Below are 24095 nucleotides of genomic sequence, written 5' to 3'. Positions count from 1 at the left end.
AGACTTAGTAGCTAAAACTAGCTTTTCCTTTTATATATTTGCCGTTTTGGGTCTTCCAGAATTCTGCACAATAAGATTTGCCTTTTGCCACTGTGTAGGAGAATTTCTTATTGCCTGTTGGTGAGAAATACGTTCCACCTTTATAAATATCATTCAATATTACTCGATGTTTAAATAATTTCACACTGAACGAATTGTCTTTCCCCCAATTATTCACACTAACACTTCCCGACAAGGTAGCTTTTGTTGCAGTCATCTTACCACTAACGGGAACCATATGCTTGAAATCATACGATACGTTATTAATCGCAGCATAAGCAGTTAGCGGAATAAGTAAACCTAGAGAAAATACAAAAGCTACAGCACAATACTTCATTTTTTTCGCCACAAAAAACCAACTCCTTTTTAATATATTCAAACAATGACACACAAAAAGAGTTGAATCAGTCGTTAAAAATTAACTCCTCTTTCTAAAGTGCTTAAAACCGATTATTTTCTCTACTCACTACTGGTTAAAAACATATAAAAAGCCGTTTTCCATCCTAGCAAAAGCTAACATGGAAAACGGCTCCTTCTATATTATTACAATTCTTTCCCGTTCGTCTCAATCACTTTCTTATACCAATAATAACTATCTTTCGGAATCCGCGTCATTGGTGCATCATCAGAAATATCACGATCGACATAAACAAAACCATAACGTTTTTGATAGCCATTCAGCCAGCTCAGAAGATCCGTGAACGACCATGTGCAATAGCCGAGCATATCAACACCATCATCGATTGCCGCTTGTATAGCGCCCACATGCGAGCTCAAATAGTCAATCCGATACGCATCATGAACCTCGCCATCCTCCAACTTATCAAACGCACCCAAACCATTTTCCGTAATCAAAATCGGTAATTGGTAACGGCTATTAATCCGACGAAGCGCGATGTGAAGCCCATCAGGATCAATCGTCCAATCCCAGTCCGTGGTTTTCACGTAAGGGTTCTTCACTTTCTTATACAAGCCAGGAATCCCAGTTTCCTCCGCCGTTCCTTTTTTACCGGTCGTGTTAAACGTATTGCTTTGACCAACGCCATCTAACGGATTATGAGCCGCCGTCGCAGATTGATAGTAGTTCAAGCCCATGAAATCAGGTTTCGCGGACGCAAGCAATTCCATATCGCCAGGCTCAATCGTTGGTGCCAAATCGTTCTCTTCCAAGTAACGCCAAACCGCCTTCGGATAAACGCCCCACGCATACATATCCATCCAGAAATAGCCGTTCAAATCTTCCGCATTCTCCGCAGCGAGCACGTTTTTCGGGTCCGTATCAACCGGATAATACGGCGTGTACGCAAAACTCGGCCCAATTTTGCCATCCTTCACGATTTCATGGAACGCATTGATAACACTAGCATTCGCCAAGTTCGCAATATGATTCACCTGATACATCCGCTTATCGTCCGTCACTTTCGGTGGATGAAGCGCCATCGAATAACCAAGCGACACAAAAATATTCTGCTCGTTCAAGGAAACCCAATACTTCACACGATCACCGTAACGCTTAAACAACGCCACCGAATAATTCGTGAAATCCTCCACCACTTGGCGCGATTCCCAGCCACCATACTCGTCCATCAACGCCTGCGGAATATCCCAATGATACAGCGTCACAAGCGGCTCAATATCGTACTTCAACAACTCATCGATAAGATCATCGTAGAACTTCAAGCCAGCCTCGTTCACCTCACCCTTACCAGTCGGGAAAATACGACTCCAAGCAATCGAAAAACGGTACGCCTTCAAGCCAGCATCCGCCATCAACTTCACGTCTTCCTTATAACGATGATAATGATCCACCGCCACATCACCATTCGTGCCCTCATATGTCGTCCCAGGAATCTTCACAAAATTGTCCCAAACAGAAGGCCCTTTGCCATCCGCGTCCCACGCACCCTCAATTTGATACGCCGCCGAGGCAGAACCCCATAAAAAATCTTTCGGAAAATCGGTATGCTTTTTGTGCTCCATTATTAAAACCTCCATTTAGGTAAAATCTACTCTTCTTCATTTTAAAGTATATTCTTTTAAATTGGTAGTGAAAGGTCAATATTTCCCGGGAAATAATCAAAAACCCGCGCAGATTTGCAAACGGGTTTCCTCTCATTATGCTTTCACATCATCATATTTCTCAGGTTTACGATCAAACTCAGCTTTTGCAAATGGGCATGTTGGCGCAATTTTCTTGCCTTCTGCACGCATCGTCTCTGCTACTTTCTCCACTAACTCTGATGCAATCCCTTGACCACGAAGACTCTCATCAACAAACGTATGATCCAAAATTACAAGCGAATCCCCACTCGGAACCCACGTTACTTCCGCAATCAATTTTCCGTTCGTATCTTCCTTGAAAAAACGATTTTCACCTTTAACAAATTCCATCATCATAACCTCCTACTTTACTCGATACTTCAGAGCACCACTTGGACAGCGATGTATGACTTCTTGAACCTTTTCAGGCGTTGCGTTATCAGGAACTATCCACGGTTTACGACTCGTATCAAACACAGCTGGGTCACCTTTCACACATTCCGCTGCATGTTCACAAATCGCCGTATTAAAATAAACATCGATCTTCTCGCCTCGGTACTCACGATAACCCTTCTCTATCCAATCACTCATCAGCCGCACCTATCCTTCTAAAACAAATTTATTGATCGCATGCGCAACGCCACTTTCTTCATTGGAAAGCGTAATAAAATCAGCCATCGCTTTAATTTTATCAATCGCATTTTCCATTGCAACGCCAACACCTGCGTACTCAATCATCGTTGAATCGTTCTCTTGATCACCGATACACATGACTTCACTCTGCTTAATTCCAAGCTTCTGCGCTAAACCATGAACCGCATTTCCTTTGCTCGCCTCAGGATTCAAAACCTCCAAGAAGAATGGCGAACTCCGAACCAAGTTATACTTTTCGCCAAAACTCGCTGGAATTTTCGCAATAGCTGGTGCTAAAATTTCTTCCTCATCAATAAACATCGCCTTAGAAACCATAATATCCTCGGCAACCTCATTCATCGGCGTGTAAAACAGCGGTGTATTTGTCAAATAAGACTCATAAACCGTGTACTTGCCAACATCACGATTTGGCGTATACAGATTGCTCATATCATTGAAATGCATATGCAAACCAAGCTCGCGGCTCATTTCATAAATATCCATAATATTCGCATGAGTAAGCGTCAAATGTGAGATGACCTCTTTTGTAAATGTATCTTGCACCATCGCACCGTTGAACGTAATCACGTAGTCACCTTCACGCTTCAACTCCAAGTCCGACAAATACTGCTGCACACCAGTAATTGGGCGCCCTGTACACAAGACAATTTTGACACCTTGGGCCTTCGCTTTATGAATCGCGGCGTGGACCTCAGGCGTGATTTCATGCTTATCGTTGAGTAATGTTCCATCTATATCGATCGCTACTAATTTTATCATCCTCTAAACTCCTTCAACTATACCCTCAAGATGAGCGGTATCATTTGCCGTAACTACCCGGAACTCGCCGTTTTCGTATTCCACAACCGTGACACTCGTGTTCAAAATATGCGGTGTTTCCGTACGATGCGTCTGTAAATCTGCTCCCTGCAAAGCAACGAATATCAATACTCGCAAAGCCATTCCGTGTGAAACAACCAAAATATTGCCCTCCGGTTGCTCCTCCAAAATCTGCTCCACTGCTTGTTTTGTGCGCTCCTTCACTTGGTAGTAAGTCTCGCCCTTGCTCACATTCGCCTCATACTTTGCCGGATTATCCAGCATCATCGCGTACTCTTCCCCATAATTCTCCGTAATATCAACAAAACGCTCGCCTTCCCAAATTCCAAAACTCATTTCGCGAAGACCATCAAGCGTCTTAACATCTATATCTCGATCACCAATAATATAACCAGTCGTGTCTACCGTTCGCTTACTTGGGCTAGAATAAACAGCCGTAAAGTCCACATTCGCGAGTGCTTCACCAGTTGCAATCGCACCATTAACGCCTTCTTCAATCAATGGTGAATCGCCCCAACCCTGCATTCTTCTAGCCAAGTTCCATTCCGTTTTACCATGACGTACAAAATAAAAAGTGCGTTTACCCAAAATATTGCCTCCTCCAAATTAACTCTCCTCTAAAATTGTACCACTGTTTCACGGAAAATTAAATGAAGTTTCGCACTTTTAACCAATTTTCACATAGTTCCGGCCAAATTCTCGCCTCCTGATTATCCCGCGCCATTCCAAGTCCATGCCTACCTTGCTCAAACGTATGAACCGAGTGTGGAACATTATGCCTTCTAAGCGCCGCCGCAAAAATAAAACTATTGTCCACTGGCACCATCTGATCCTCTTCTGTATGCCATAGAAAAGTTGGTGGTGTGTGATTCGTCACATGTAACTCATTCGAAAGCTCCAAAATTTGCTGCTTCGTCGGCGTTTCTCCTAACAAATTATACAAACTTCCTTTATGCGTCTGCGCTCGCATCGTGATAACCGGATACGCCAATATCAACACATCGGGACGCGTACTATATTGATGCATCGGATCTTCCGCATCCGGTTGTCCATCCTCCACATGCGTCGCCAAAGTCGAAGCCAAATGCCCACCAGCCGAGAAACCGATGGCGCCAATCCGATTCGGATCAACGCCCCATTCCTCTGCCCGATGCCGCACCATTCGTATCGCCCATTTCGCATCCTCCAAAGGAACAGGATGTTTATGCGGCGCAACCCGATAATTCACGATAAACGCTGCAATACCAATACTATTCAACCATTCCACTACAGGCTTCCCCTCACGCTCCGTCCGATTTCCATAACCACCGCCCTGAAAAATCAACATTGCTGGAACATCATGCTTACTAGATACTAAAAATCGCTCTAAATTAGGACAGTCCTTGTTGGCTATGCCTTCATACCTGTTTTCCATCATAATTGTTTTCACCGCCTATTATTATGCTACCCCTATCATAATAGATACCGCTGTCTTTTACCATTATTATTTATCACTATCAAGCTCTGTCAAATGTGCCTCGATATCTGCCCGGCGCTCTTCCAATGCGGGTGGGAGCTCTACATATGTGCCATGCTCCTTCGCAAAATCCGTCTTAAAGCCCGGTCCATCCGTCGCAAGCTCAATCAAAATACCATTTTCCTCCCTAAAATAGAACGAGTGGAAATAATGACGATCCACAAAACCAGAATTCGGATATCCTAAATCTTGAATATACGTAATCCAATCACGCAATTCTGCATCGTCAGCCACACGGAACGCCACATGATGCACACTACCAATTCCCTCCACCGCATGCGGATCCTTGAAATTAGCCTCCAACTGAACCTCCGCGCCAGATCCGCCTTCACCAACTTGAAATACAGTAACTAAACGCTCATCATCCTCATACGCACCAACCCGGTGGAACCCTAGAATCTTCGTCAACACACGATCCGTCTTCTCTTTTTTCAGCGTCGAAAATAATACTGGACCCAATCCGATAATTGCGTGTTCTACTGGAACCGGACTATCCACCCATGGATTCCCTCCAGCAACGCCCTTATCACGCTGATCCGAAATGAGCTGAATCGAAAGTCCATCCACATCTTCAAAATCCAAAACCTTCCGATCAAACTGCTCATAAACACCCTCATGTTTCACGTGAAACATTGTTAATCGCTCTTCCCAATAAGCCAGCGCCGCATCATTTGGCACTCGTAGCCCCATTCGCGCAATCGAATTATATCCCTTACTTCCCCGATTCGCCCGCGGAATTTCAAAAAAAGTAACCGTTGTGCCAGGGGTTCCAATCTCATCCGCATAATATAAATGATATGTGTACGGATCATCCTGATTCACCGTTTTCTTCACTAATCGTAACCCCAAAACCTTCGTATAAAAATCAAAATTAGCTCGTGCATTCTCCGTGATAATCGAAATATGATGTATGCCTCTTAATTCCATTTCGCCACTCCTCACTAATCATCTAATTTTTTTAATAAACTCAGCAACTGTTTCTGCTCATCCCGTGTTAACTTACCAAATTGTTCTTGCTGAAAAGCCTCTTGCGCTGGTACATTTTCCAAATAGCACGCCTTACCCAGCTCCGTCAAAGCAATGTATTTTTCCTTACCCTGCTTTCGCCTACAAATTAAACCCTGCTCTTCCAACTTCACGAGCAATTGCGTAATATTTCCTTTTGTCACTACAAGCCGGTCCGCAAGCGATTTCTGTGTACTTTCACCCTCCAAACCAATTTGAGCAATCACGTCAAACTGTGCCATCGAGAGATTCGCTTTTTTGAGATTTTGGTTGGTTAACTTAATATTGCGGTTATAAAACCTGCTAAGCCTGAACCAGAGTAATACGCCTAATCGTTGCTCTTTTTTCACCAAGGGAATCCCCTCCTCATCATTAGTTTAGTCCTAAACTATAGAAAAAGCAACTATTTAACCCCGATCCACGATTTCCTCCAAATATGTAACAACAGCCTCCGCACGCTTTGCATCCCAAACCCCGCACATAGCCCCATACCACATGCCATCCAGCGCCACACTGAGTAAATCTGCCTGCACGACGCCAATCTCTGGTGCCATTTTCTCCAGTTCGCGATTATACACATCTCGCCAAACCGCCGTCGCCTCATCATTCGAAACGAGAACCTCCATCGAAGCCGCGTGAACCTTAATCAACTCAGAATCATTTAGTTGACGCAAATTCCCCTTCAAAAAAGCATGTACGTGACGCAAAGCATCATTTTCAGGAATTTTGTCGAACTCTTCCGCGATGGTTTGTTCATACTCACCAACTGTGAAATACGTCAACGCCATCATTAAATCCTGTTTATTTTTAAAATGATAAAAGATGGCAGGTTTTGTGATTCCGACTTTTTCAGCGATTTTAGCCAAACTTAGCTGATGTATACCATCTTCCTGAATTACCTGTATTGCTGCATCAATTAGTTCCTGTCTCTTCATTCCAAACCCTGCTTTCCATTGCGCTGTTATGTTCAATGTAACGCAAACGCAACCATTAATCAAGACAAAAAAGAGATCAGCCTCAAAACAAGCCAACCTCTTTTCCGATTTTAAGCTAAATCTTCACCATTCGTCTCAATTACTTTCTTATACCAGAAGAACGAATCCTTACGCGATCTATCAAGCGTCCCATTTCCATCATCATCTTGGTCCACATAAATGAAACCGTAACGCTTGGACATTTCACTCGTAGATGCACTAATAAGGTCAATTGGTCCCCAACTCGTGTAACCAATTAAATCAACGCCGTCCGCAATCGCTTCTGCCATCTGCTCGATATGTTGGCGCAAGTAATCAATACGGTATGGATCGTGAATCGCGCCATCCGCCTCAACCGTATCATACGCACCCAAGCCATTTTCCACGATGAAAAGTGGCACCCTATAGCGATCGTATAATCCGTTCAACGCCACACGCAAGCCCTTAGGATCAATTTGCCAGCCCCAATCCGAGCTTTCCAAGTATTCATTTTTCACGCCGCCCATGAAATTTCCACCCGTTTGATCGCGGTTTGGATCTGCCGAAACGGACAATGTCATGTAATAACTAAACGACAAGTAGTCCACAGGATAATTTTTCAAAAGCTCCAAATCGCCATCTTCCATTTTGATCGTGATGTCATTTTCCGCGAAATAGCGCTTGATAAAACCAGGATAGTAACCGCCAACTTGAACATCCGTGAAAAATAGATTCATTTGATTTTGGTGCTGAGCAAGCAAGATATCATCCGGATTATTCGTCGCAGGATACGTTTCCATCCGTGCCAACATACAACCAATTTCGAAATTTGGATTAATCTCATGACCTAATTTGATAACCTTCGAACTCGCAACAAATTGATGGTGCGCCGCTTGGTAAGATACTTCCAACGGGTTGCGCACGCGATCCACGACCACGCCACCACCAGTGTACGGGCTGATCGCGATAATATTAATCTCGTTGAAAGTCAGCCAATACTTCACTTTATCCTTGTAACGCGTCATCACCGTCTCCGCATAACGCACATAATGATCGATAACCTCGCGGCTCGCCCAACCATTATATTTCTGCGTCAAACCAAGCGGCGTCTCGTAATGCGATAACGTCACAAGTGGCTCAATACCATACTTCACCAACTCATCAATCACATTATCGTAAAATTTCAAACCAGCCTCATTCGGCGTTAAATCATCACCATTCGGGAAAATTCGCGCCCAATTAAACGACAACCGGAACGTCTTGAATCCCATTTCCGCAAACAACGCAATATCCTCTTTATAACGATGGTAAAAATCGACCCCATCACGCTTTGGAAAACGAGCTTTCGATTTCCCCGCCAAAATCTCCTCAATCTCAGCCGAACTCACGTCCAGCGCATGCCCATTTCCACGCTCATCTTTCGGAACAAATTTCACCATATCAGCCGTTGAAAGACCCTTGCCATCTAAGTCAAAGCCACCTTCAACTTGGTTCGCAGCTGTTGCGCCACCCCATAAAAATCCATCTGGAAATTGCTTTTTGATCTCTGTCATTTGTTTATTCGCTCCTCTCGGTCTTGTTTACATTTTGAGTATACTTCATGTAATGCATTACAGAGCAAGAAAAAAGTGCAGAGAATTTTAAAGGAACAATATCCTACTAGAATAATGACCCTTTACAAAATAGTCATATTGCTTTAAGAGTCACTATCCCCTTGTGACCTCTTCCTCCACGCTTTTATTAAGCCTGCCGTAGTCAACTAAATTTCTGTTAGTTTCTAATATAAAATCTCCAATTAAATCAAACGGAACATTCCTAGTCTTGCCAAAGGAATCGTAGTAAGCGATAAATAAATTAATGATTTGGGCTTCCTTGTATTTCATGTTATCAGGAGTTGGTATTATTGTAGTACCAATTATATTCTCAAGCATACTGAATAAATCATGTCCATGGCACATATATTTGTCTTCTACATCCTCAAATTCAAAAATTTTCTTTTTCAATATATCTATTTTTTCGGGCGTTAGCTTCCAACTCCCTTGTAAAGACCTCAGAATTTCATCTATATCCCTAGGTGTTAAATTTTTCTTATTGTAAAATTTATCAATTTTTATTTTATTGCAAGAATTACTATCACCTAATATTTCTTGCTCATTCGCAATCCTTAGAAAACCCTTTATTCTTATTACCTCACTAATTTTTTTACGTAGCTCATCAATATTCTGATCAGTAAACCTTCGTGATGATATTACATTTATTACTTTTAATAAAATATCAGAATTAAATATTACAGTCTCCAAACTATGAGCAGAATAAAAATATATATTCCCCATATCATTAGCGTCACATGGAGATTCAGAAAATAAATCATAGTCTAAGTCTACTATTCCAAAAGACTTGTGAGAATGTTTGTTTAACTCTTCAATTGCCTGTATTACCGTCTTCTTATTACTGTTAAAAGCAGATTTAATCCTATCTGCTCCAATTAAAACGAAGTCTTCCTCATTTCCTTGCAATACAGCTTCCCAAAAAGATACATCTGTTTTCCCTTCTAAAATAATATATTTCTTTTTTGACATAATTATCTCGCCTACAACCTCTTCTATCGTATTCTCTATAGAGTATGTCATTTGTCGATTGCTCCTAAATCTAACACATCCTCCCAATAGTTATTCACTATTTGTGCAGAATGTGTTGCTATGATAACCTTGACATTGTCCCTACCATTTAATATTTTATTTAAATCTTCAATATAGTCTCTTTGCCAAGAAACATGTATTGAAATTTCCGGTTCATCTATAAGAATAACATCTCCATTGCTTACTTCAAAAATTAATGAATATAATTGTATAAATTCATGTTGTTCACCGGAAGATAATTTTTCAAAAGGAATTGTATTATTTTTACTTTTATTTTCTATATAAAAACCTTCTTTGTAGTTGGTCCGGCATACTTTCCCACTTGAAGCAATTTTTTTATTGAAAAGTTCCAAAATCATTTCAATTTTATCGGAAAACGGCAATAAAAAATCCATTTTTTTCTTCATTGTCTTAAAATACTTTTCCAATACTATTAAAGTTTGCTGATTCATTTTATCAAATTCATTGTGCAGATAACTTTCGTCTTTATCCTCGTTGATGTCAAACAAACCAGTTTTTATCAGTTTTTCTCTCGACGCCCCAATAATATCGGATAATTCCTCTATAATTTCAAAGTCCAAGTTAGATGCCTTATCACCATTTAAGACTCTGACAATTTCTAGCGGAAATTGTTGATCTAATTTTCTGGAATATTCAGCGTAGTCTGTTGTATACCTACTTATTTTCTTTTTTATATCATTTAAACAGTATTCCACAGATGTAGCTTGGTATAAATCACTTCCCATTTCCCCTCTCAATATTTGCTTATCCTGGAGTCTATCAGTAAAGATTGTTGTAACATTAAGATTTTCCAGAAAAGTAAGTACTGCCTCTGGAATTGAAAAAAAATTGTTCGGTAAGTAGTTAGCATACTTTTCTATTAATAGATACTTATCTTCAGTTGTGAAAACCTCTTTTGTTTCGATGTCATAAACATAATCTCTAGATCTAGATAAACGTGGTATCTGCCTTGCAAAATAACTTAGATGAGGCAACTCATTTTCCTCTAAAATACCGACCTCAATATCGTTAATACAATATTTTATATTAACAATGGCTTCCGACTGCTCGTTTGTAAAAATTGTTTTTTCTATCGACAAATTTCCTTTATTTGTGCGTATTAGTATTTTTTCAAATTCAAATTCGTATAAATCAATGTGTCTCTTCGACAAAACCGCATTAACTATCTTAAAAAAAGTCGTTTTTCCTGATCCGTTAGGTCCAATAATTATACGAATTTTATTACTTAAGTCTACATCGTAATCAAACTCTCCAAAAATTTTCTTCACACTTATAAAAGTAATCATTTTCATTCTCCTTCAATAAAATATTCACATCAAAATATGGAAATACGGTATCTATTCAATTATTCCTGTCAAAGCTGTTATCACAAGAATATGCTCTCTAAGCTTCACCTTTTGCAAATTCTCAACTTTGTCACTCCCTCCAAGAGCTAGCAACGGAACATAGCCAAAACATTCATCATAAGCTGGTTCTCCTAGATTTTTCACTGCCTCTTGATATATAGAGTAATCTAAATACTTCTCTTTAAAATAATCACTTTCTAAATCAGAAAAGAAAAATTCAAATCCTGCCGATACTCCTTCAAAAACTCCCATTCTATAATTTAGCTTTCTTAAATATCTATTTTCCTCCCATGTAATAATATCTCCCATACTCGTCGCAAAAATGGGAATAGATACATCGCTTCTAAAATAGCTTTCCTCTAAAATATCTTGAAAATCATCCGGATTTATTATCTTAAGATACCCGCTTAAAAGACTACCTGTTCCATAATCTCGCCAAACACTCCATAGTTCATCCGGTATTTTACCACTATATTTCTGACAAACCTCTTCCGCCATTTTATTTACGTGGATAAAGTCATTCATACTTTATTCAATTGTTCCTACTAGTGCTGAAATCAAAAGAATATGCTCTTTTAACTTCACTTTTTGCAGGTTCTCCACTTTTTCTGAGCCACCTAAAGCTAAAAGTGGAACGTAACCAAAGCATTCGTCATAAGCCGGTGTTCCCAGTTTTTTAACTGCTTCTTGGTATGGTTTCCACATAAGATCTTCTATCCTAAACTCCTCGTCCGCAGTGTCTTCGAAAAAGAACTCAAAAGAGAAAAAAATAGTTTTTACTATGCCATATCGGTAATTAATCATTCGTACATAGCCGTCCGACCATATTATTAAGTCTCCCATACCAGTAGTGAACAGGACAATACTATCTGTATATCTTTCACTCGTGCTCTCTAGAATTTCTTTATATTCTAGTGGATTTACTGATTTAAAATAACCTTCCATAAAAGTTCCAAATCCATACTTCTTCCAAAAATAAATCATTTCTTCTGGCAGTTTAGTACAGTACTCTTCCAAAATATCTTCAGAAACTTTTTCAACCAATTTAAAATCTTCTAATACACTCATGACTTACCTCCTAATGTTTCAAACTAACATTTAAATAAATATCCTTCCACTGTTCTTTCGGTACTTGGCGTATCATTTGGTTTATTTGTTCATCAACAACGTCTATTCTGTACTTCCACTGGCTTCCTATTGATGAATTAACCCGCCTATCTCCAAGTCCACCTATGTTCAAAGGATTCCCTCCAGCAATTTGGTCTGGATTATGCAATGCTGCTTGTGTATCCATCCAATTCTTTGCTTGCTTTCTAGCCTCTGTCAGCGATATTCCACTTTTTCTTAATTCATTAACTTTTTGAGTAAAGCTTTCTTCTCGGGCAGCCTGTTGTGCAACATTTCCTTCTAAAGCTCTACCCTGTGCCAAATACTTCTCCCGATTCGCCAAATACTCGCTCACCGTCAACTTATTCATGCCTTTTTCTTGGTCTGCTAGTTGTCGGGCGAATTCTGCGGGTTCATGCTTTGGATTACGCTTGAAGGTGACTTCAATTTTATCTAATTTCATGAGTTTGGCTATTTTCGTGACTTTACTCGCGCTTTCCGCTTGTTTAATCTCACCAACGCCTTCAAATAGAAACTTAAATTCATCCGTTCGCGTGGATGCTTTGATTGCTTTTGCCGCTTTTCCTAGTTTCCCGAATGGAACGAAAGTCAATGCCGTGAATGCTACTGCCTCATTTTGCTCAAAGGGAGTCAGCTTCTCTTGTGTTATTGGGTCAAGTCCTGTTTTCCAGCGGTAGATATCAAAAATTGGCGCTACCATGTCAATGAGGAAAATCGCGTTTTTCATCCCTGCCAACACATGCGCTTGTTGCCATTTCGCATTGTCATAGGTTGCTTTCCCATCCAACTTCCCGTCTTTCGTGACAAACCCAGCCACATTGCCTTCTGGTATCACGGGTAGTGGAGCATCTTCTGCCGCTTTGATAAGTCTTGCGGTCTCATTATCTTTTGCTAATTTCGCCATCGCTTCTTCTCGCGCCGTCCATTGTTTCTGCAACGCCGAACGCCACGCCATATTCAAGCCCATCATATGAAAAGTTCCAGTTTTGGGTTGGAAGGCTTTATCACTATCGATTTCCGCCAATCCGCGAACAATATTCGCCATCAAATCCATCGCACGATCAAACGAGGTCGCCGTCTCCGCATCAAATCGATACAAAGCCTCTAACTTCTCCTGCAATTTCCGCTTCAAATCCACAAAGATTGGCGTGATTAGCGCCATGCCAACCACATTATTGCTCAACTTTTCGATATCTTGAATCTGCCCATCCAATTGCCGAATCTGATTCCGAATTTCATCTTCTATCACATCCGTTGTCGCGACATCCGCTTGGAATTTTTGCGGAAATGCTTGATTTTGCCGTATCAATTCCTCACACAAACAAATCATACCTTGCGCCAGTGGTCGATACGTCGCCGCAAAATACTGTTTCGCGCTGTCATACGTTTTCCCTTGCAACTCTCGGTCAAACGCGAACTCATTCACCACCCGCATCAAGCCTTCCATTGCCTCTATCATATCATGATACGACGCCACCATGCTCTCCGATTGCGCCTCGATTTCACCCAAAAAGACATTCAAACTCATACCTGCTCACCGCCAAACTCCACTTTTCGACGAGCCGCATAATAGTCCGATTCCTTGTCCATCAACGCACGCTTTTCACGTTCCATCCTGACCTGCTCTTCCTCCATGCCATCCACCACATGAAAATGTTGCCGCTGATAGTCATGACGCTGCGTATCCAAAAATACCGCCATTTCTCGGTCTCGATGCCATGTACTACCAAGCTCATGAAACAGCCGATTGTTTCGATTATGTACATAGTCCACTTCATCCAACAACTGCTTCTGCCTACGAATCTCCCGTTCCTTCGCATACTGGTCATCCGCGACATGCCGCAACCGCTGATTCCAACGATCTATTTCTCTGTCCTTATCATTCATCTGCCATCCCTCATTTCCCGATACGTGGGGCTGTGCCCGAAAAATCAAGCCCGTTCCCAACTTCGCGATCGACCCGTTCAAACTCCTGCGCGACCGAACGAATATGCGCCACGTCCCGCCCAAAACTCTTACCCAATTGCATCATCCATTGCTTGGCTTTATCCGAGCTCCGTTTGGCATCATGACTCACCTTCACACTCGTCCGATTCGCCAATTGCACCTGCTTCGAACCCGATTGCCGCATCGCATCCGTCGCGTGTCCCATCGAAGTCGCCACCTGATTTGCCCGTCCAAGATTACTTTTTATTTGGCTCATGTAACCCCTCCCATATCTGTATTCTTCTATTATATGCAATATTTTCCCGCTTGTACAGCCACATCAAAAAGCACCCTATCTAAGACAGGATGCTCCTTTTTGAACTTCATTAAACTAAATCACTACCATTACTCTCAATCACTTTCTTATACCAATCAAATGACTTCTTCTTAGAACGATTCAAGGTACCTTTACCTTCATTATCGCGGTCAACGTAGATGAAACCGTAACGCTTCTTCATCTCGCCAGAACCAGCGCTGACAAGGTCGATACAACCCCAAGGCGTATAGCCAATCAAATCCACGCCGTCCTCGATTGCTTCGCCCATTTCGCGCACGTGTTCACGCATGTAATCAATTCGGTAATCATCGTTAATCGATCCATCAGCCTCAACCGTATCCACTGCGCCCAGACCATTTTCCACAACGAAAAGTGGTTTTTGATAACGGTCGTAAATCGCGTTCATTGTGATACGCAGACCAAGTGGATCGATTTGCCAACCCCATTCGCTCGCTTCCAAATTCGGATTACGCAATGTCGCAAAAACGTTGCCCTCGGTCTCCTTCATCACTTCAGGATCTGCACTTGTTAGACGAGAAGAATAATAACTAAACGCCACATAGTCCACCGTATGATTTTTCAGAACATCCAAATCGCCGTCTTCCATCACTAAATTAATGTTGTGCTCCTTGAAGAAACGTTTGCTATAGCTTGGGTAGTAGCCGCGCGCCTGCACATCAATGAAGAAATAACCCTCACGATCCGCTTGCATTGCTTTCCAAACATCTTTCGGATCGCAGGAGAATGCATACGTCGCGCCAGCCGCTAACATACAACCAACCTGGTTTTCCGGATCAATCTCATGCGCCAATTTCGTCGCCATCGCAGAAGCCACCAACTGATGATGCGCCGCTTGATACTTCGCCTCTTCCGGGTTCGCTTCCCCATTCACGTCCATACCACCACCGAAAAACGGCAGATGCAAAATCATATTAATCTCATTAAACGTCATCCAATACTTCACTTTTCCTTTATAACGATTAAAAATAACCTCACAGAAATTCATGTAAAAATCGATACACTTGCGATTCTTCCAACCACCATAATTTTTGAAAAGTTCCACCGGCGTATCAAAATGGTTAATCGTCACGACAGGCTCAATGCCATATTTCGCACACTCGTCAAACACGCGATCATAAAACGCAAGACCAGCCTCATTTGGCGTTGCGTCATCACCATTCGGGAAAATACGCGGCCAGCTAATCGACAAACGAAACGACTTGAATCCCATTTCCGCAAACAACGCAATATCCTCTTTATAACGGTGATAAAAATCAATTGACTCATGGCTCGGATAATAATCATATTTCGTTTCAAGCGCTTTCGTCGGATTCATAACCGCATCCCAACGCCCTCCTTCAACAGACGGTAAAACATCGACAGGTGACAAGCCCTTGCCATCCTCTAAATACGCGCCCTCACATTGATTGGCAGCAACCGCGCCGCCCCATAAAAATCCTTCTGGAAATGGTGATTTTGTCATAATAATTTTCTCTCCTTTTATTTATAAGTTTGGCAGCAATGACGCTGCTTCTTTATCCAAAATAACTGTAATCGACGGATGCAATTGTAAAATGGAAGATGGCACAGCGTTCGTTACTTCACCAAAAAAGGCTTTTTTCACGATTTCCGCTTTGTGCTCCCCATTCGCAAACATAATAATGTTTTTCGCCTGCATCACGGCTTTTGGCCCCATTGTCACATAAAAATCCGGAACCTTCGACGCATCTCCGCCAACTTCACCAAGCAAAATCTCCTTCATTTCAGGCGTCGTCGGAACAGCTACCGTCTCATCATGAACATCTGTCGTATCCGGCAAATTCCCACAAAAATGACCGTCCGCGCCGATACCAAGCAACATCACATCAAGCCCACCGTCCGCTTTCAACCGCGCGTCATGCGTCTCGTAATTCGTTTCATCGAGCACGTGAATCTGTTCAGCTGGAATCCCGGCTGGCGTGAAAAACGACTTCGCTAAGTTGCTAATCGTCACGCCAGGCTCACCAGTTCCTTTGAGCGGAATCTCGTCGAAATTATAATAGTGCACATTATCAAAATAAGATTTCCCCTTCACCTGCGGAACAAGTTGCTCATACATCCGAAGTGGCGTATTCCCAGCCGTAATCGACATGTTAACACGACGATCCTGATACATGTAGCCCAATAAATGCTGCCCTGCAACCGTACTCATTTCTTCATATGAATCTGTAATAATAAACTTCAAAAAATCAGCTCCCAATCTTCCTCTATATTTTATGACCTAAAATAAGTGTAAACTGTGTAATGCATTGCAGGTCAAACGAAAAGCTGAACGCGCTCGTTAGGCTCGAATGAAATTGTTAGAGGGCGCAGTGAAACCCTTCATTTGGTTTTTGCGGAGGCCACGAAATTTCCGAGAGACTAGCGCGTGAAGCTAGATCCGAAGGCGCGAAACCCGAAAACCATAAAAGCTCGGAAATCCCCTAATAGCAAAAACCCAAACCAATAACAATCCTGAGCACGCAAAGATACGTCCCGTTCTTGCCATCAATCTAGGTTATGCCTGGTCGCACCAGTAGCAAGCCATGTTTTGACTTTTCTATTCATTTGTCCGATTCCGCTCCGTCACCCGGTGAATATGAAGCGTCAAATACACCCGTTCATCCTTCGTAAGCGTTGCATGGTGCGCCTTTTGCAAATATGCATCAATTTTTCCCGTACATTCAAAACTCTCCGGATATTTCACCTGCACCTGATCAAAAAGAAAATCATCGCCAGAATCCACAATCTCATTCCGCAAAAGCCGCTGCGCAAAATACTGTAAATGCGTCACAAAACGCGTATAATTCAGCGATGATTCATCCAACACCACATTAAAATGATACGTCACAATGTTCAGCACATCCTGCACAACCTGTGTCATATCAACCGTCGTCTTCATCGCCTGACCGTCCGTCCGCGCATTCACAATATGAAGCGCAATAAATCCAGCCTCATCCTCACCAAGCTGAATCCCAAGCCGCTCCTTAATAATATCCAGCGCCTTCAGACCAATCTTAAACTCATCCTTGTAAAACTTCTTAATTTCCCACAACATCACATTGCGAATCAGCATACCTTTTTCATGCCGCGCAATCGCAAAACTGATATGATCCGTGAGCGTTAAATACACATTATCACTGATTTTCGCATCAAAAGTTTCCTTCGCATAATTCACAATCTCATCCGCAATTTCCAGATGTATCGCCGGAATTTCGCCAAGTAAATCCATCAATTTCTCAGACAATTCGTCCGTTTCCAAAACAAAAACCTTCTCAATCACCGCATCATCAATAATATCATCCAACTTCTTCTGGAATCCAACACCCTTGCCCATTATCACGAGCTCATGTCCCTGCTCATTCACCGCCAGAGCAACATTATTATTAATCGCTTTAATAATCTTCATAGAAGCCTCCTCGCTTTCATGGACGAAAAAAATACCAATATCACACGCAGCTACACGTACTCAAATACGTGCTTCCCCGTCGATGTTGGTAATGCCTGATCGAATCAGTAACAATCCTTTTCCTAAGGCTAAGTATAGCACCTTATCGAAAGCGCTGTCAACAAGATTTTTCATCCCATTTTACAGCTCTTCCGTTTTACTATACAAGTAAGAAAGTTCCATCATCGTTTCCCTTACAATCTCTTCCATAGCAACACATTGCACAGCTTCCTCTTTTGGAATTACCCGCCCAATTCGAAGCCATTTTTTCGAGTTTTCCAAGAGCTCCCGAAACCCTTCCCGAACCTCCGGATTTTCCAAATAATCCTGCAATCCCACGAAATTATCCGGCTCATCCTCATACGACGTCCACACCCGATAATTCGCGACATCAATCCCCAATTCCCGAACCCACTCCGGCAAAAATTCCACCCACCGAATATGCTCCTCATAACTCGTTACCGAATCCGAACTCCGATACGCATGCCACTCCAAATAAATCCGAAAACTATCCTTTTTGAGCAAAATCGCAATCATACTCGCCGAATCTGGCCGCGACAAACCCTTATAATACGCCCAAAAATGCGACCGAACCTGCCATCCATTCGTCCAACTCTCCACTTTCGGCTTCCCAAAACCCACCGTTTCCCGCTGACACAACAACGCAAACTCCTTCCAAACATCCCATCTAACCTTATATTCCGCCTTCACACCCTCCACAAGCGTTGGCGTAAACTCCTTCATTTGCCGAAACTGAAAATAATCCCGATCAAAAAGCGCAAAATCTTCTTCATAAAATCGCATTATGCCATACTCCTTTATCTAATCTTTGTATGCCATTATACCCCAAAAAGGCTTGCATGAAAACAAGCCTTAAAGTGAAATTTTTCAATACATCTAGGTAAATCCAGGAGTTTAATACCGCTGTACTCTCCATCCCCGATAATTTTCCTAGTCTCTCAAATTTAAAATTATTGCTTGAAAAACCATGTCACTAAGATTATCAGCAGTATCACTTGAATTGGAAAAAAATATATATTGTTTTTTTCAACAGTGTACAAAATTTTATATATCTATTTTTTTTTGATAGAGTTGAGATTAACAGGGCTGAGATTCCTAACAGAATAGCTACTATACTGTTACTATACAACACAAACGATTCCATAACTCTGTCCAATCTCCCTTACTAGTAAATTTGATAACGTCATTTTAAAATAACCCTACCAAACTTAGCGTAACAGAAAAGAACCATAAATAAATACAAAATTTCTCCTCATCGGATACCATTCCAAACAACAATAAGGCAAATCCGTCACATTTAAAAACCACATAAAAAAGACTCTCCTCCACATTCAGAGAAAAGCCCTTTTCACATAATCTATTTATTTTTTCGGTGCCGTAATAACTTCCACGCCACCCATATAATTTTGCAATACTTTTGGAACCGCGACAGAACCGTCAGCCAACTGATAATTCTCCAAAATCGCGGCAACCGTACGACCAATCGCAAGACCTGAGCCGTTTAGCGTATGCACAAATTCAGGCTTGCCACCTGGCTCGCGGCGGAAACGAATATTCGCACGACGCGCTTGGAACGCCTCAAAATTACTACAAGAAGAAATCTCGCGGTAGCTATCACCACTCGGAATCCACACTTCGATATCATATTTTTTCGCAGCCGTGAACCCTAAATCAGCGGTACACATGCTAAGCACACGATACGGCAATTCCAACAGACGCAACACTTCCTCCGCATTATCCGTCAAGGCCTCGAGCGCCGCGTAAGAATCCTCAGGTTTCACAAACTGTACCATCTCCACTTTGTTAAACTGATGTTGGCGAATCAGACCACGCGTATCGCGCCCCGCAGAGCCTGCCTCAGAACGGAAGCACGCACTGTAAGCCGTGTACTTTTGCGGAAGATCATCCACATTCATAATCTGATCACGATGATAGTTCGTCACCGGAACCTCCGCCGTCGGAATCAAGAAATAATCCTCTTTTTCAATCAAGAATGCATCCTCTTCGAACTTCGGCAACTGCCCCGTACCCGTCATACTATCGCGATTCACCATGTACGGCGGCAACATCTCATCATACCCGTGCTCCGTCGTATGCAAATCCATCATAAAATTAATCAACGCCCGTTCCAGTCTCGCACCCAGTTTCTTATAGAAAACAAACCGGCTACCCGCAACCTTCGCCGCATTCTCAAAATCCAAAATTCCTAAATCCGTTCCCAAATCCCAATGCGCTTTTGGCTCAAAATCAAACGAGCGGACCTCACCCCATTTGCGAACCTCCACATTATCATCTTCCGTATCACCAATCGGCGTAGACTCATGCGGAATATTCGGAATCGCCATCAAAATATTGCGCAACTTCTCATCGATTTCGTTCAATTCAATATCAAACGTTTTAATCCGATCCCCAACAACACGCATTTCCTCGATTTTCGCGTCCGCATCCTGTTTATCACGCTTCAACTGCGCAATCTCTTGCGAAACCTCATTACGCTGACTCTTCAACGTCTCCACTTCAATAATCAACGTCCGACGCCGCGTATCCAGCGCACCAAACTTCTCAAATTCCCCAAGCTCTTCCCCACGATGCGATAACTTCGCCTTCACACCTTCAAAATCCTCACGTAATAACTTAACATCCAACATCTCTTTTCCTCCTCACAAAATGGTATTCTCGTTTTATTTGTTCTAAGATTCGGTCTAGTCACGTTTCGCGTAAAGAAAACTGAAGGATTAACACTACGCTTCGCTCCGTCTTATATTTGGACTCTAAGAAAGCACAATACGCTCTCTAAAAGTCCAAACAAAAAGACCCCCAAATCTCTCCCCAAATAAAATACATGGAAAGGGACGGAAGTACCGCGTTGCCACCCTAATTGAGTCCGAGAAATATCCCAAACTCCAGCTCAATTGATATAACGGTTCCCACCGAAGCAGATTACTCACATTTCCTCTGCCCACTCCAAGACGGATTCATAAAAGCGTTCCTACTGATTTCCACCAACCATCAGCTCTCTAAAAAGCACAACTTCTACTACTAGCTCTTGTCAACGTTTTAATTCATTATTTAAGAACATTCTACCCCATAACCCCAGAATTAGCAAGCCAAAACAGAAAAATCCCACCACTCAAAACTTGTAATATCCACCTAAAAATTGCATTACATAATCATCAGAGAAACCCTGAAACCCCATGCTATAATAGGCTTACAAACAAGTTTATGATGTGGTTGGCAGCCTAGCTAAGAAAATAGGTGATGCCATGTTGTTCGTGGTTTCTTCCAGAAAGGAAAAAGCATGACTGTATTCGAGTCTCTATTAAAGGACTACAAACTCACTTCATTCCTTTGCATATTGAGGTTCTAATTCGCCTTGCTTCAAAGAACCACAACAATTGCCTTCGCAGCATTAGTCGTAGCGATAATGAACAGTAAAAATGACAAAAAATAAAAGCCACTTTATACGCTTGACGGCTTAGTGGCTCTTGAAATATTCAGGCTGTCACCATCTTAAATGGTGTTTGTATCAGGAAGACATGTTGGTCGCATGTCTTCCTTTTCTCATTCATTATAACAATTCCTCTCCTCCTTTGCAGTCATCCTCCTCGTCCCCGCATTTCAACCCAACAAAGTTTGTGAAATCACAAGTCTGCTTATTGGACAAACTGCCACTATTTTGCTATAAATAGGGTGGACGTATATCCATTGAAATTCCATTTAGGAGTGATATTGTGATCCTGTTAATCGATAATTATGACTCATTTACATACAACTTATATCAATATTTATTAGAGCTCGGCAAACAAGTACGCGTTGTGAAAAATGATCAAATAACTGTAGCCGAAGTTTGTGAAATAAATCCCGAATCGATTGTCATTTCACCTGGACCCGGTACACCCGATGACGCGGGAATCAGTCTAGCTCTCATCCACGAGTTTGGTGGTAAAATCCCTATTCTTGGTATTTGTTTAGGGCACCAAGCGATTGTTCAAGCATATGGCGGCGAAATTATTCGCGCTCCCGAACCCGTCCACGGCAAAACATCGATAATTACAAATGATCAAGAAGGCGTGTTTACAAGCTTAAGCGCGCGTTTTTCTGTGACCAGATATCATTCACTCCTAGCAGCAGAAACCCATTTTCCGAATGAATTAATCATCACCGCAAAAACCGAGGACGACCTTATCATGGCCGTTCGTCACCGCAAATTTTTAATAGAAGGCGTGCAATTCCATCCCGAAGCTATTCTTTCTGAACATGGTCACGAAATATTAGGGAATTTTGTAAAACTAACAGAACGGAGCTACGAAAATGAAAATGCAGTTCGATTTTAAAGGAAAAACACAACTATTCTCGTCCCCCGAGGCCATTATTCAAACGGATAAGCTAGATGACGTGATGTTACGAATGCAACAAGTCGAACAAGCTGTTGATCTTGGCTATTATGTCGCCGGTTACATTGGCTATGAAGCAGCTGCCGCCTTCAATAAAAATCTGACCACGCACCCACCTGGCAAAATGCCGCTTCTTTGGTTTGGTGTTTTTCGTGAAATGCGCGAAATTGAGCAAACAACAACAATACTTTCAACGCCTCCAAAGTTAGACTGGCAGCCAACCACCGATTACAGTTCCTATTCAAAAGGTATCCATTTTATTCGAGAACAAATTGCAGCAGGGAATACATATCAGACCAATTATACAATCCGATTGCAAAGTGATTTCACAGATGAAGACGAAAATTTTTACGAACAGCTGAAAATAGCGCAACAAGCGGATTATTCAGCATACTTATCAACTGGCAGGTTCCACATTTTATCCGCCTCGCCCGAACTTTTCTTCCATTGGAAAGACGGTGTCATCCAAACCAAGCCGATGAAAGGAACTGCAAAACGCGGCATGACATTAGAAGAAGATTTTAAAGCACGTGATTGGCTCGCAGCCTCCGCTAAAAATCAAGCCGAAAACGTGATGATAGTAGATTTATTACGTAATGACCTCGGCCAAATCGCCAAACCAGGCTCCGTTAAAGTTCCCCGTCTATTTGACGTCGAACGCTATCCAACCGTTTGGCAGATGACCTCGACAGTAGTTGCGGAAACATTACCAGAAGTCCATTTAACAGCCATTTTCGAAGCACTTTTCCCATGCGGCTCCATCACAGGCGCACCGAAAGTAAAAACGATGCAACTTATTGCCGAATCAGAAACCTCTCCCCGCAATGTTTACTGTGGCACGATTGGCTACATCACACCTGATAAGGAAGCGATTTTTAACGTACCCATCCGAACTGTTGTTGTCGACACAGAAGAAAAAATTGCGGAATATGGCGTTGGCGGCGGTATTGTTTGGGATTCACGTAGCGGCGCTGAGTATGAGGAAGTTCAAGCAAAAGCAGCCCTCCTAACCACCTATTTACCAAAATTTGAATTACTAGAAAGCCTACGTTTAGAAGATGGTACCTATTATCGCACCGATTTACATCTGAAACGTATCGAAAAAAGCGCCCATTATTTTGGTTTCACGTGGAACATTGACGCTGCAAATGAGGCTCTAGAAGCGTTCGCAAAAGAACACCCCAACGACATTTGGAAAGTTCGCCTGCTATCAAGTAAAAATGGCGACATGACAGTGGAAGGTACGCTCATCATTTCCGATCCGATTACATGGACCGCCCATTTTGCCGACAAATCCATCAATAGCACCGATCCATTTCTCTACCATAAAACGACCAACCGAACAATGTACGAAAAGCGTCGCAGAATTGACTACGATGAAACACTACTATGGAACGAACGCGGCGAGATTACAGAATTCATCAACGGCAATCTAGTCGCAGAAATAGACGGACAACTTGTCACACCAAAACAATCATCCGGTTTATTAGGGGGCACCATGCGCGAAACCCTTCTAGCAGAAAACACGATTACAGAGCGCGTCCTGCACCGCAATGACCTACTAAAAGCCACAAAAACCTGGCTAATCAACAGCGTCCGCGGCTGGGTAAACATCGATTTACATTAATGAAAGAAAGTTCGCCAAACATTCATCAATTTCTCATTTAACTCACAGCAAGTTTTCCTTCCCGGCCGTTATTATATAAGTATAAGCTAACAACAACAAACGAACTTTCATTCTTTCCCCCTTTTTGAATGAAAGCTCGTAAAACTCCCTTTTTGACCATCGTG

At 42.1% G+C, this 24095-nt stretch carries 25 protein-coding genes and 1 other annotated feature; of the genes, 2 read left to right on the top strand and 23 right to left on the bottom strand.

The window, feature by feature from the left end; all coding sequences use genetic code 11:
• Window positions 1-4: 4 nt before the first annotated feature.
• The 23 genes from HPK16_RS08640 to serS all read right to left on the bottom strand — a co-directional run bounded on the left by HPK16_RS08640 (window position 5) and on the right by serS (window position 20558).
• Window positions 5-388 carry a dsRNA-binding motif domain-containing protein gene (locus tag HPK16_RS08640; RefSeq protein ID WP_181676572.1) on the bottom strand — a complete coding sequence of 128 codons (384 nt, stop codon included), beginning with the start codon at window positions 386-388 and terminating at the stop codon, window positions 5-7.
• Between the two features lie 194 nt (window positions 389-582).
• Window positions 583-2019: a glycoside hydrolase family 1 protein gene (locus HPK16_RS08635; RefSeq protein WP_181676571.1), complete on the bottom strand. Its 1437-nt coding sequence runs from the start codon at window positions 2017-2019 to the stop codon at window positions 583-585.
• A gap of 135 nt (window positions 2020-2154) precedes the next feature.
• Window positions 2155-2430, bottom strand: a complete 276-nt coding sequence (locus HPK16_RS08630; protein WP_181676570.1) for a GNAT family N-acetyltransferase — start codon at window positions 2428-2430, stop codon at window positions 2155-2157.
• Window positions 2431-2442: 12 nt separating this feature from the next.
• Complete coding sequence (locus HPK16_RS08625) at window positions 2443-2670, bottom strand: (4Fe-4S)-binding protein (protein WP_181676569.1); 228 nt, start codon at window positions 2668-2670, stop codon at window positions 2443-2445.
• 9 nt (window positions 2671-2679) lie between these two features.
• Window positions 2680-3492, bottom strand: a complete 813-nt coding sequence (yidA, locus tag HPK16_RS08620; RefSeq protein WP_181676568.1) for a sugar-phosphatase — start codon at window positions 3490-3492, stop codon at window positions 2680-2682.
• Between the two features lie 3 nt (window positions 3493-3495).
• Window positions 3496-4140, bottom strand: a complete 645-nt coding sequence (locus HPK16_RS08615) for a histidine phosphatase family protein (protein WP_220132291.1) — start codon at window positions 4138-4140, stop codon at window positions 3496-3498.
• A 58-nt stretch (window positions 4141-4198) separates the two neighbouring features.
• On the bottom strand, window positions 4199-4969 hold the full coding sequence (locus tag HPK16_RS08610) for an alpha/beta hydrolase (protein WP_181676567.1): 771 nt from the start codon (window positions 4967-4969) through the stop codon (window positions 4199-4201).
• 66 nt (window positions 4970-5035) lie between these two features.
• On the bottom strand, window positions 5036-5995 hold the full coding sequence (locus tag HPK16_RS08605) for a ring-cleaving dioxygenase (protein WP_181676566.1): 960 nt from the start codon (window positions 5993-5995) through the stop codon (window positions 5036-5038).
• Window positions 5996-6009: 14 nt separating this feature from the next.
• Window positions 6010-6426 (bottom strand): MarR family winged helix-turn-helix transcriptional regulator, encoded by a 417-nt coding sequence (locus tag HPK16_RS08600; RefSeq protein WP_181676565.1) that lies wholly within the window; start codon window positions 6424-6426, stop codon window positions 6010-6012.
• Window positions 6427-6480: 54 nt separating this feature from the next.
• Complete coding sequence (locus tag HPK16_RS08595) at window positions 6481-7008, bottom strand: TetR/AcrR family transcriptional regulator (protein ID WP_181676564.1); 528 nt, start codon at window positions 7006-7008, stop codon at window positions 6481-6483.
• A gap of 110 nt (window positions 7009-7118) precedes the next feature.
• The gene (locus tag HPK16_RS08590; protein WP_181676563.1) at window positions 7119-8579 is read right to left on the bottom strand and encodes a glycoside hydrolase family 1 protein; all 1461 of its coding nucleotides are present in this window, start codon (window positions 8577-8579) and stop codon (window positions 7119-7121) included.
• Window positions 8580-8732: 153 nt separating this feature from the next.
• Complete coding sequence (locus HPK16_RS08585) at window positions 8733-9656, bottom strand: DUF4435 domain-containing protein (RefSeq protein ID WP_181676562.1); 924 nt, start codon at window positions 9654-9656, stop codon at window positions 8733-8735.
• Window positions 9653-10972 (bottom strand): AAA family ATPase, encoded by a 1320-nt coding sequence (locus HPK16_RS08580; RefSeq protein WP_181676561.1) that lies wholly within the window; start codon window positions 10970-10972, stop codon window positions 9653-9655. Before HPK16_RS08580 ends, HPK16_RS08585 begins: the two co-directional genes overlap by 4 nt.
• Before the next feature lie 51 nt (window positions 10973-11023).
• Window positions 11024-11557: a T6SS immunity protein Tdi1 domain-containing protein gene (locus HPK16_RS08575; RefSeq protein ID WP_181676560.1), complete on the bottom strand. Its 534-nt coding sequence runs from the start codon at window positions 11555-11557 to the stop codon at window positions 11024-11026.
• Window positions 11558-11560: 3 nt separating this feature from the next.
• On the bottom strand, window positions 11561-12100 hold the full coding sequence (locus HPK16_RS08570; RefSeq protein ID WP_181676559.1) for a T6SS immunity protein Tdi1 domain-containing protein: 540 nt from the start codon (window positions 12098-12100) through the stop codon (window positions 11561-11563).
• A gap of 10 nt (window positions 12101-12110) precedes the next feature.
• Complete coding sequence (locus HPK16_RS08565) at window positions 12111-13682, bottom strand: polymorphic toxin type 15 domain-containing protein (RefSeq protein WP_181676558.1); 1572 nt, start codon at window positions 13680-13682, stop codon at window positions 12111-12113.
• A gap of 2 nt (window positions 13683-13684) precedes the next feature.
• Window positions 13685-14047 carry a DUF3958 family protein gene (locus HPK16_RS08560; RefSeq protein WP_181676557.1) on the bottom strand — a complete coding sequence of 121 codons (363 nt, stop codon included), beginning with the start codon at window positions 14045-14047 and terminating at the stop codon, window positions 13685-13687.
• Window positions 14048-14057: 10 nt separating this feature from the next.
• Window positions 14058-14363: a TIGR04197 family type VII secretion effector gene (locus HPK16_RS08555; RefSeq protein WP_181676556.1), complete on the bottom strand. Its 306-nt coding sequence runs from the start codon at window positions 14361-14363 to the stop codon at window positions 14058-14060.
• Between the two features lie 109 nt (window positions 14364-14472).
• Window positions 14473-15906 carry a 6-phospho-beta-glucosidase gene (locus HPK16_RS08550; RefSeq protein ID WP_181676555.1) on the bottom strand — a complete coding sequence of 478 codons (1434 nt, stop codon included), beginning with the start codon at window positions 15904-15906 and terminating at the stop codon, window positions 14473-14475.
• 21 nt (window positions 15907-15927) lie between these two features.
• Window positions 15928-16647: a glucosamine-6-phosphate deaminase gene (locus HPK16_RS08545; RefSeq protein WP_181676554.1), complete on the bottom strand. Its 720-nt coding sequence runs from the start codon at window positions 16645-16647 to the stop codon at window positions 15928-15930.
• 354 nt (window positions 16648-17001) lie between these two features.
• On the bottom strand, window positions 17002-17850 hold the full coding sequence (licT, locus tag HPK16_RS08540) for a BglG family transcription antiterminator LicT (protein WP_181676553.1): 849 nt from the start codon (window positions 17848-17850) through the stop codon (window positions 17002-17004).
• Between the two features lie 180 nt (window positions 17851-18030).
• Entirely contained in the window at window positions 18031-18693 is a 663-nt protein-coding gene (locus tag HPK16_RS08535) for an HI_0552 family protein (protein ID WP_181676552.1), read from the bottom strand.
• Window positions 18694-19271: 578 nt separating this feature from the next.
• Window positions 19272-20558 carry a serine--tRNA ligase gene (serS, locus tag HPK16_RS08530; protein WP_181676551.1) on the bottom strand — a complete coding sequence of 429 codons (1287 nt, stop codon included), beginning with the start codon at window positions 20556-20558 and terminating at the stop codon, window positions 19272-19274.
• Window positions 20559-20755: 197 nt separating this feature from the next.
• Window positions 20756-20972 (bottom strand) — a binding site (T-box leader).
• Between the two features lie 669 nt (window positions 20973-21641).
• Between serS and HPK16_RS08525 the strand changes: the two genes are divergently transcribed.
• Together HPK16_RS08525 and pabB are read left to right on the top strand one after the other, a co-directional pair.
• Entirely contained in the window at window positions 21642-22244 is a 603-nt protein-coding gene (locus HPK16_RS08525; RefSeq protein ID WP_181676550.1) for a glutamine amidotransferase-related protein, read from the top strand.
• On the top strand, window positions 22222-23931 hold the full coding sequence (gene pabB / locus HPK16_RS08520) for an aminodeoxychorismate synthase component I (protein WP_181676549.1): 1710 nt from the start codon (window positions 22222-22224) through the stop codon (window positions 23929-23931). The genes HPK16_RS08525 and pabB overlap by 23 nt, the downstream gene beginning before the upstream one ends.
• Window positions 23932-24095: the final 164 nt, after the last annotated feature.

The sequence above is a fragment of the Paenilisteria rustica genome, from assembly GCF_013820765.1.
GTDB classification, from domain to species: Bacteria; Bacillota; Bacilli; order Lactobacillales; family Listeriaceae; genus Listeria_A; species Listeria_A rustica.
Note: the sequence above shows the minus strand (reverse complement) of the source record. Positions and strands in the feature narration are given on the sequence as shown.

What these genes read in the sequence shown, in the direction of transcription:
- HPK16_RS08635 (WP_181676571.1), bottom strand. Translation starts at nt 2,019, where the DNA reads ATGGAGCACAAAAAGCATACCGATTTTCCGAAAGATTTTTTATGGGGT.
- HPK16_RS08630 (WP_181676570.1), bottom strand. Translation starts at nt 2,430, where the DNA reads ATGGAATTTGTTAAAGGTGAAAATCGTTTTTTCAAGGAAGATACGAAC.
- HPK16_RS08625 (WP_181676569.1), bottom strand. Translation starts at nt 2,670, where the DNA reads ATGAGTGATTGGATAGAGAAGGGTTATCGTGAGTACCGAGGCGAGAAG.
- yidA (WP_181676568.1), bottom strand. Translation starts at nt 3,492, where the DNA reads ATGATAAAATTAGTAGCGATCGATATAGATGGAACATTACTCAACGAT.
- HPK16_RS08610 (WP_181676567.1), bottom strand. Translation starts at nt 4,969, where the DNA reads ATGATGGAAAACAGGTATGAAGGCATAGCCAACAAGGACTGTCCTAAT.
- HPK16_RS08605 (WP_181676566.1), bottom strand. Translation starts at nt 5,995, where the DNA reads ATGGAATTAAGAGGCATACATCATATTTCGATTATCACGGAGAATGCA.
- HPK16_RS08595 (WP_181676564.1), bottom strand. Translation starts at nt 7,008, where the DNA reads ATGAAGAGACAGGAACTAATTGATGCAGCAATACAGGTAATTCAGGAA.
- HPK16_RS08590 (WP_181676563.1), bottom strand. Translation starts at nt 8,579, where the DNA reads ATGACAGAGATCAAAAAGCAATTTCCAGATGGATTTTTATGGGGTGGC.
- HPK16_RS08585 (WP_181676562.1), bottom strand. Translation starts at nt 9,656, where the DNA reads ATGACATACTCTATAGAGAATACGATAGAAGAGGTTGTAGGCGAGATA.
- HPK16_RS08580 (WP_181676561.1), bottom strand. Translation starts at nt 10,972, where the DNA reads ATGATTACTTTTATAAGTGTGAAGAAAATTTTTGGAGAGTTTGATTAC.
- HPK16_RS08575 (WP_181676560.1), bottom strand. Translation starts at nt 11,557, where the DNA reads ATGAATGACTTTATCCACGTAAATAAAATGGCGGAAGAGGTTTGTCAG.
- HPK16_RS08570 (WP_181676559.1), bottom strand. Translation starts at nt 12,100, where the DNA reads ATGAGTGTATTAGAAGATTTTAAATTGGTTGAAAAAGTTTCTGAAGAT.
- HPK16_RS08560 (WP_181676557.1), bottom strand. Translation starts at nt 14,047, where the DNA reads ATGAATGATAAGGACAGAGAAATAGATCGTTGGAATCAGCGGTTGCGG.
- HPK16_RS08555 (WP_181676556.1), bottom strand. Translation starts at nt 14,363, where the DNA reads ATGAGCCAAATAAAAAGTAATCTTGGACGGGCAAATCAGGTGGCGACT.
- HPK16_RS08550 (WP_181676555.1), bottom strand. Translation starts at nt 15,906, where the DNA reads ATGACAAAATCACCATTTCCAGAAGGATTTTTATGGGGCGGCGCGGTT.
- licT (WP_181676553.1), bottom strand. Translation starts at nt 17,850, where the DNA reads ATGAAGATTATTAAAGCGATTAATAATAATGTTGCTCTGGCGGTGAAT.
- HPK16_RS08535 (WP_181676552.1), bottom strand. Translation starts at nt 18,693, where the DNA reads ATGCGATTTTATGAAGAAGATTTTGCGCTTTTTGATCGGGATTATTTT.
- serS (WP_181676551.1), bottom strand. Translation starts at nt 20,558, where the DNA reads ATGTTGGATGTTAAGTTATTACGTGAGGATTTTGAAGGTGTGAAGGCG.
- pabB (WP_181676549.1), top strand. Translation starts at nt 22,222, where the DNA reads ATGAAAATGCAGTTCGATTTTAAAGGAAAAACACAACTATTCTCGTCC.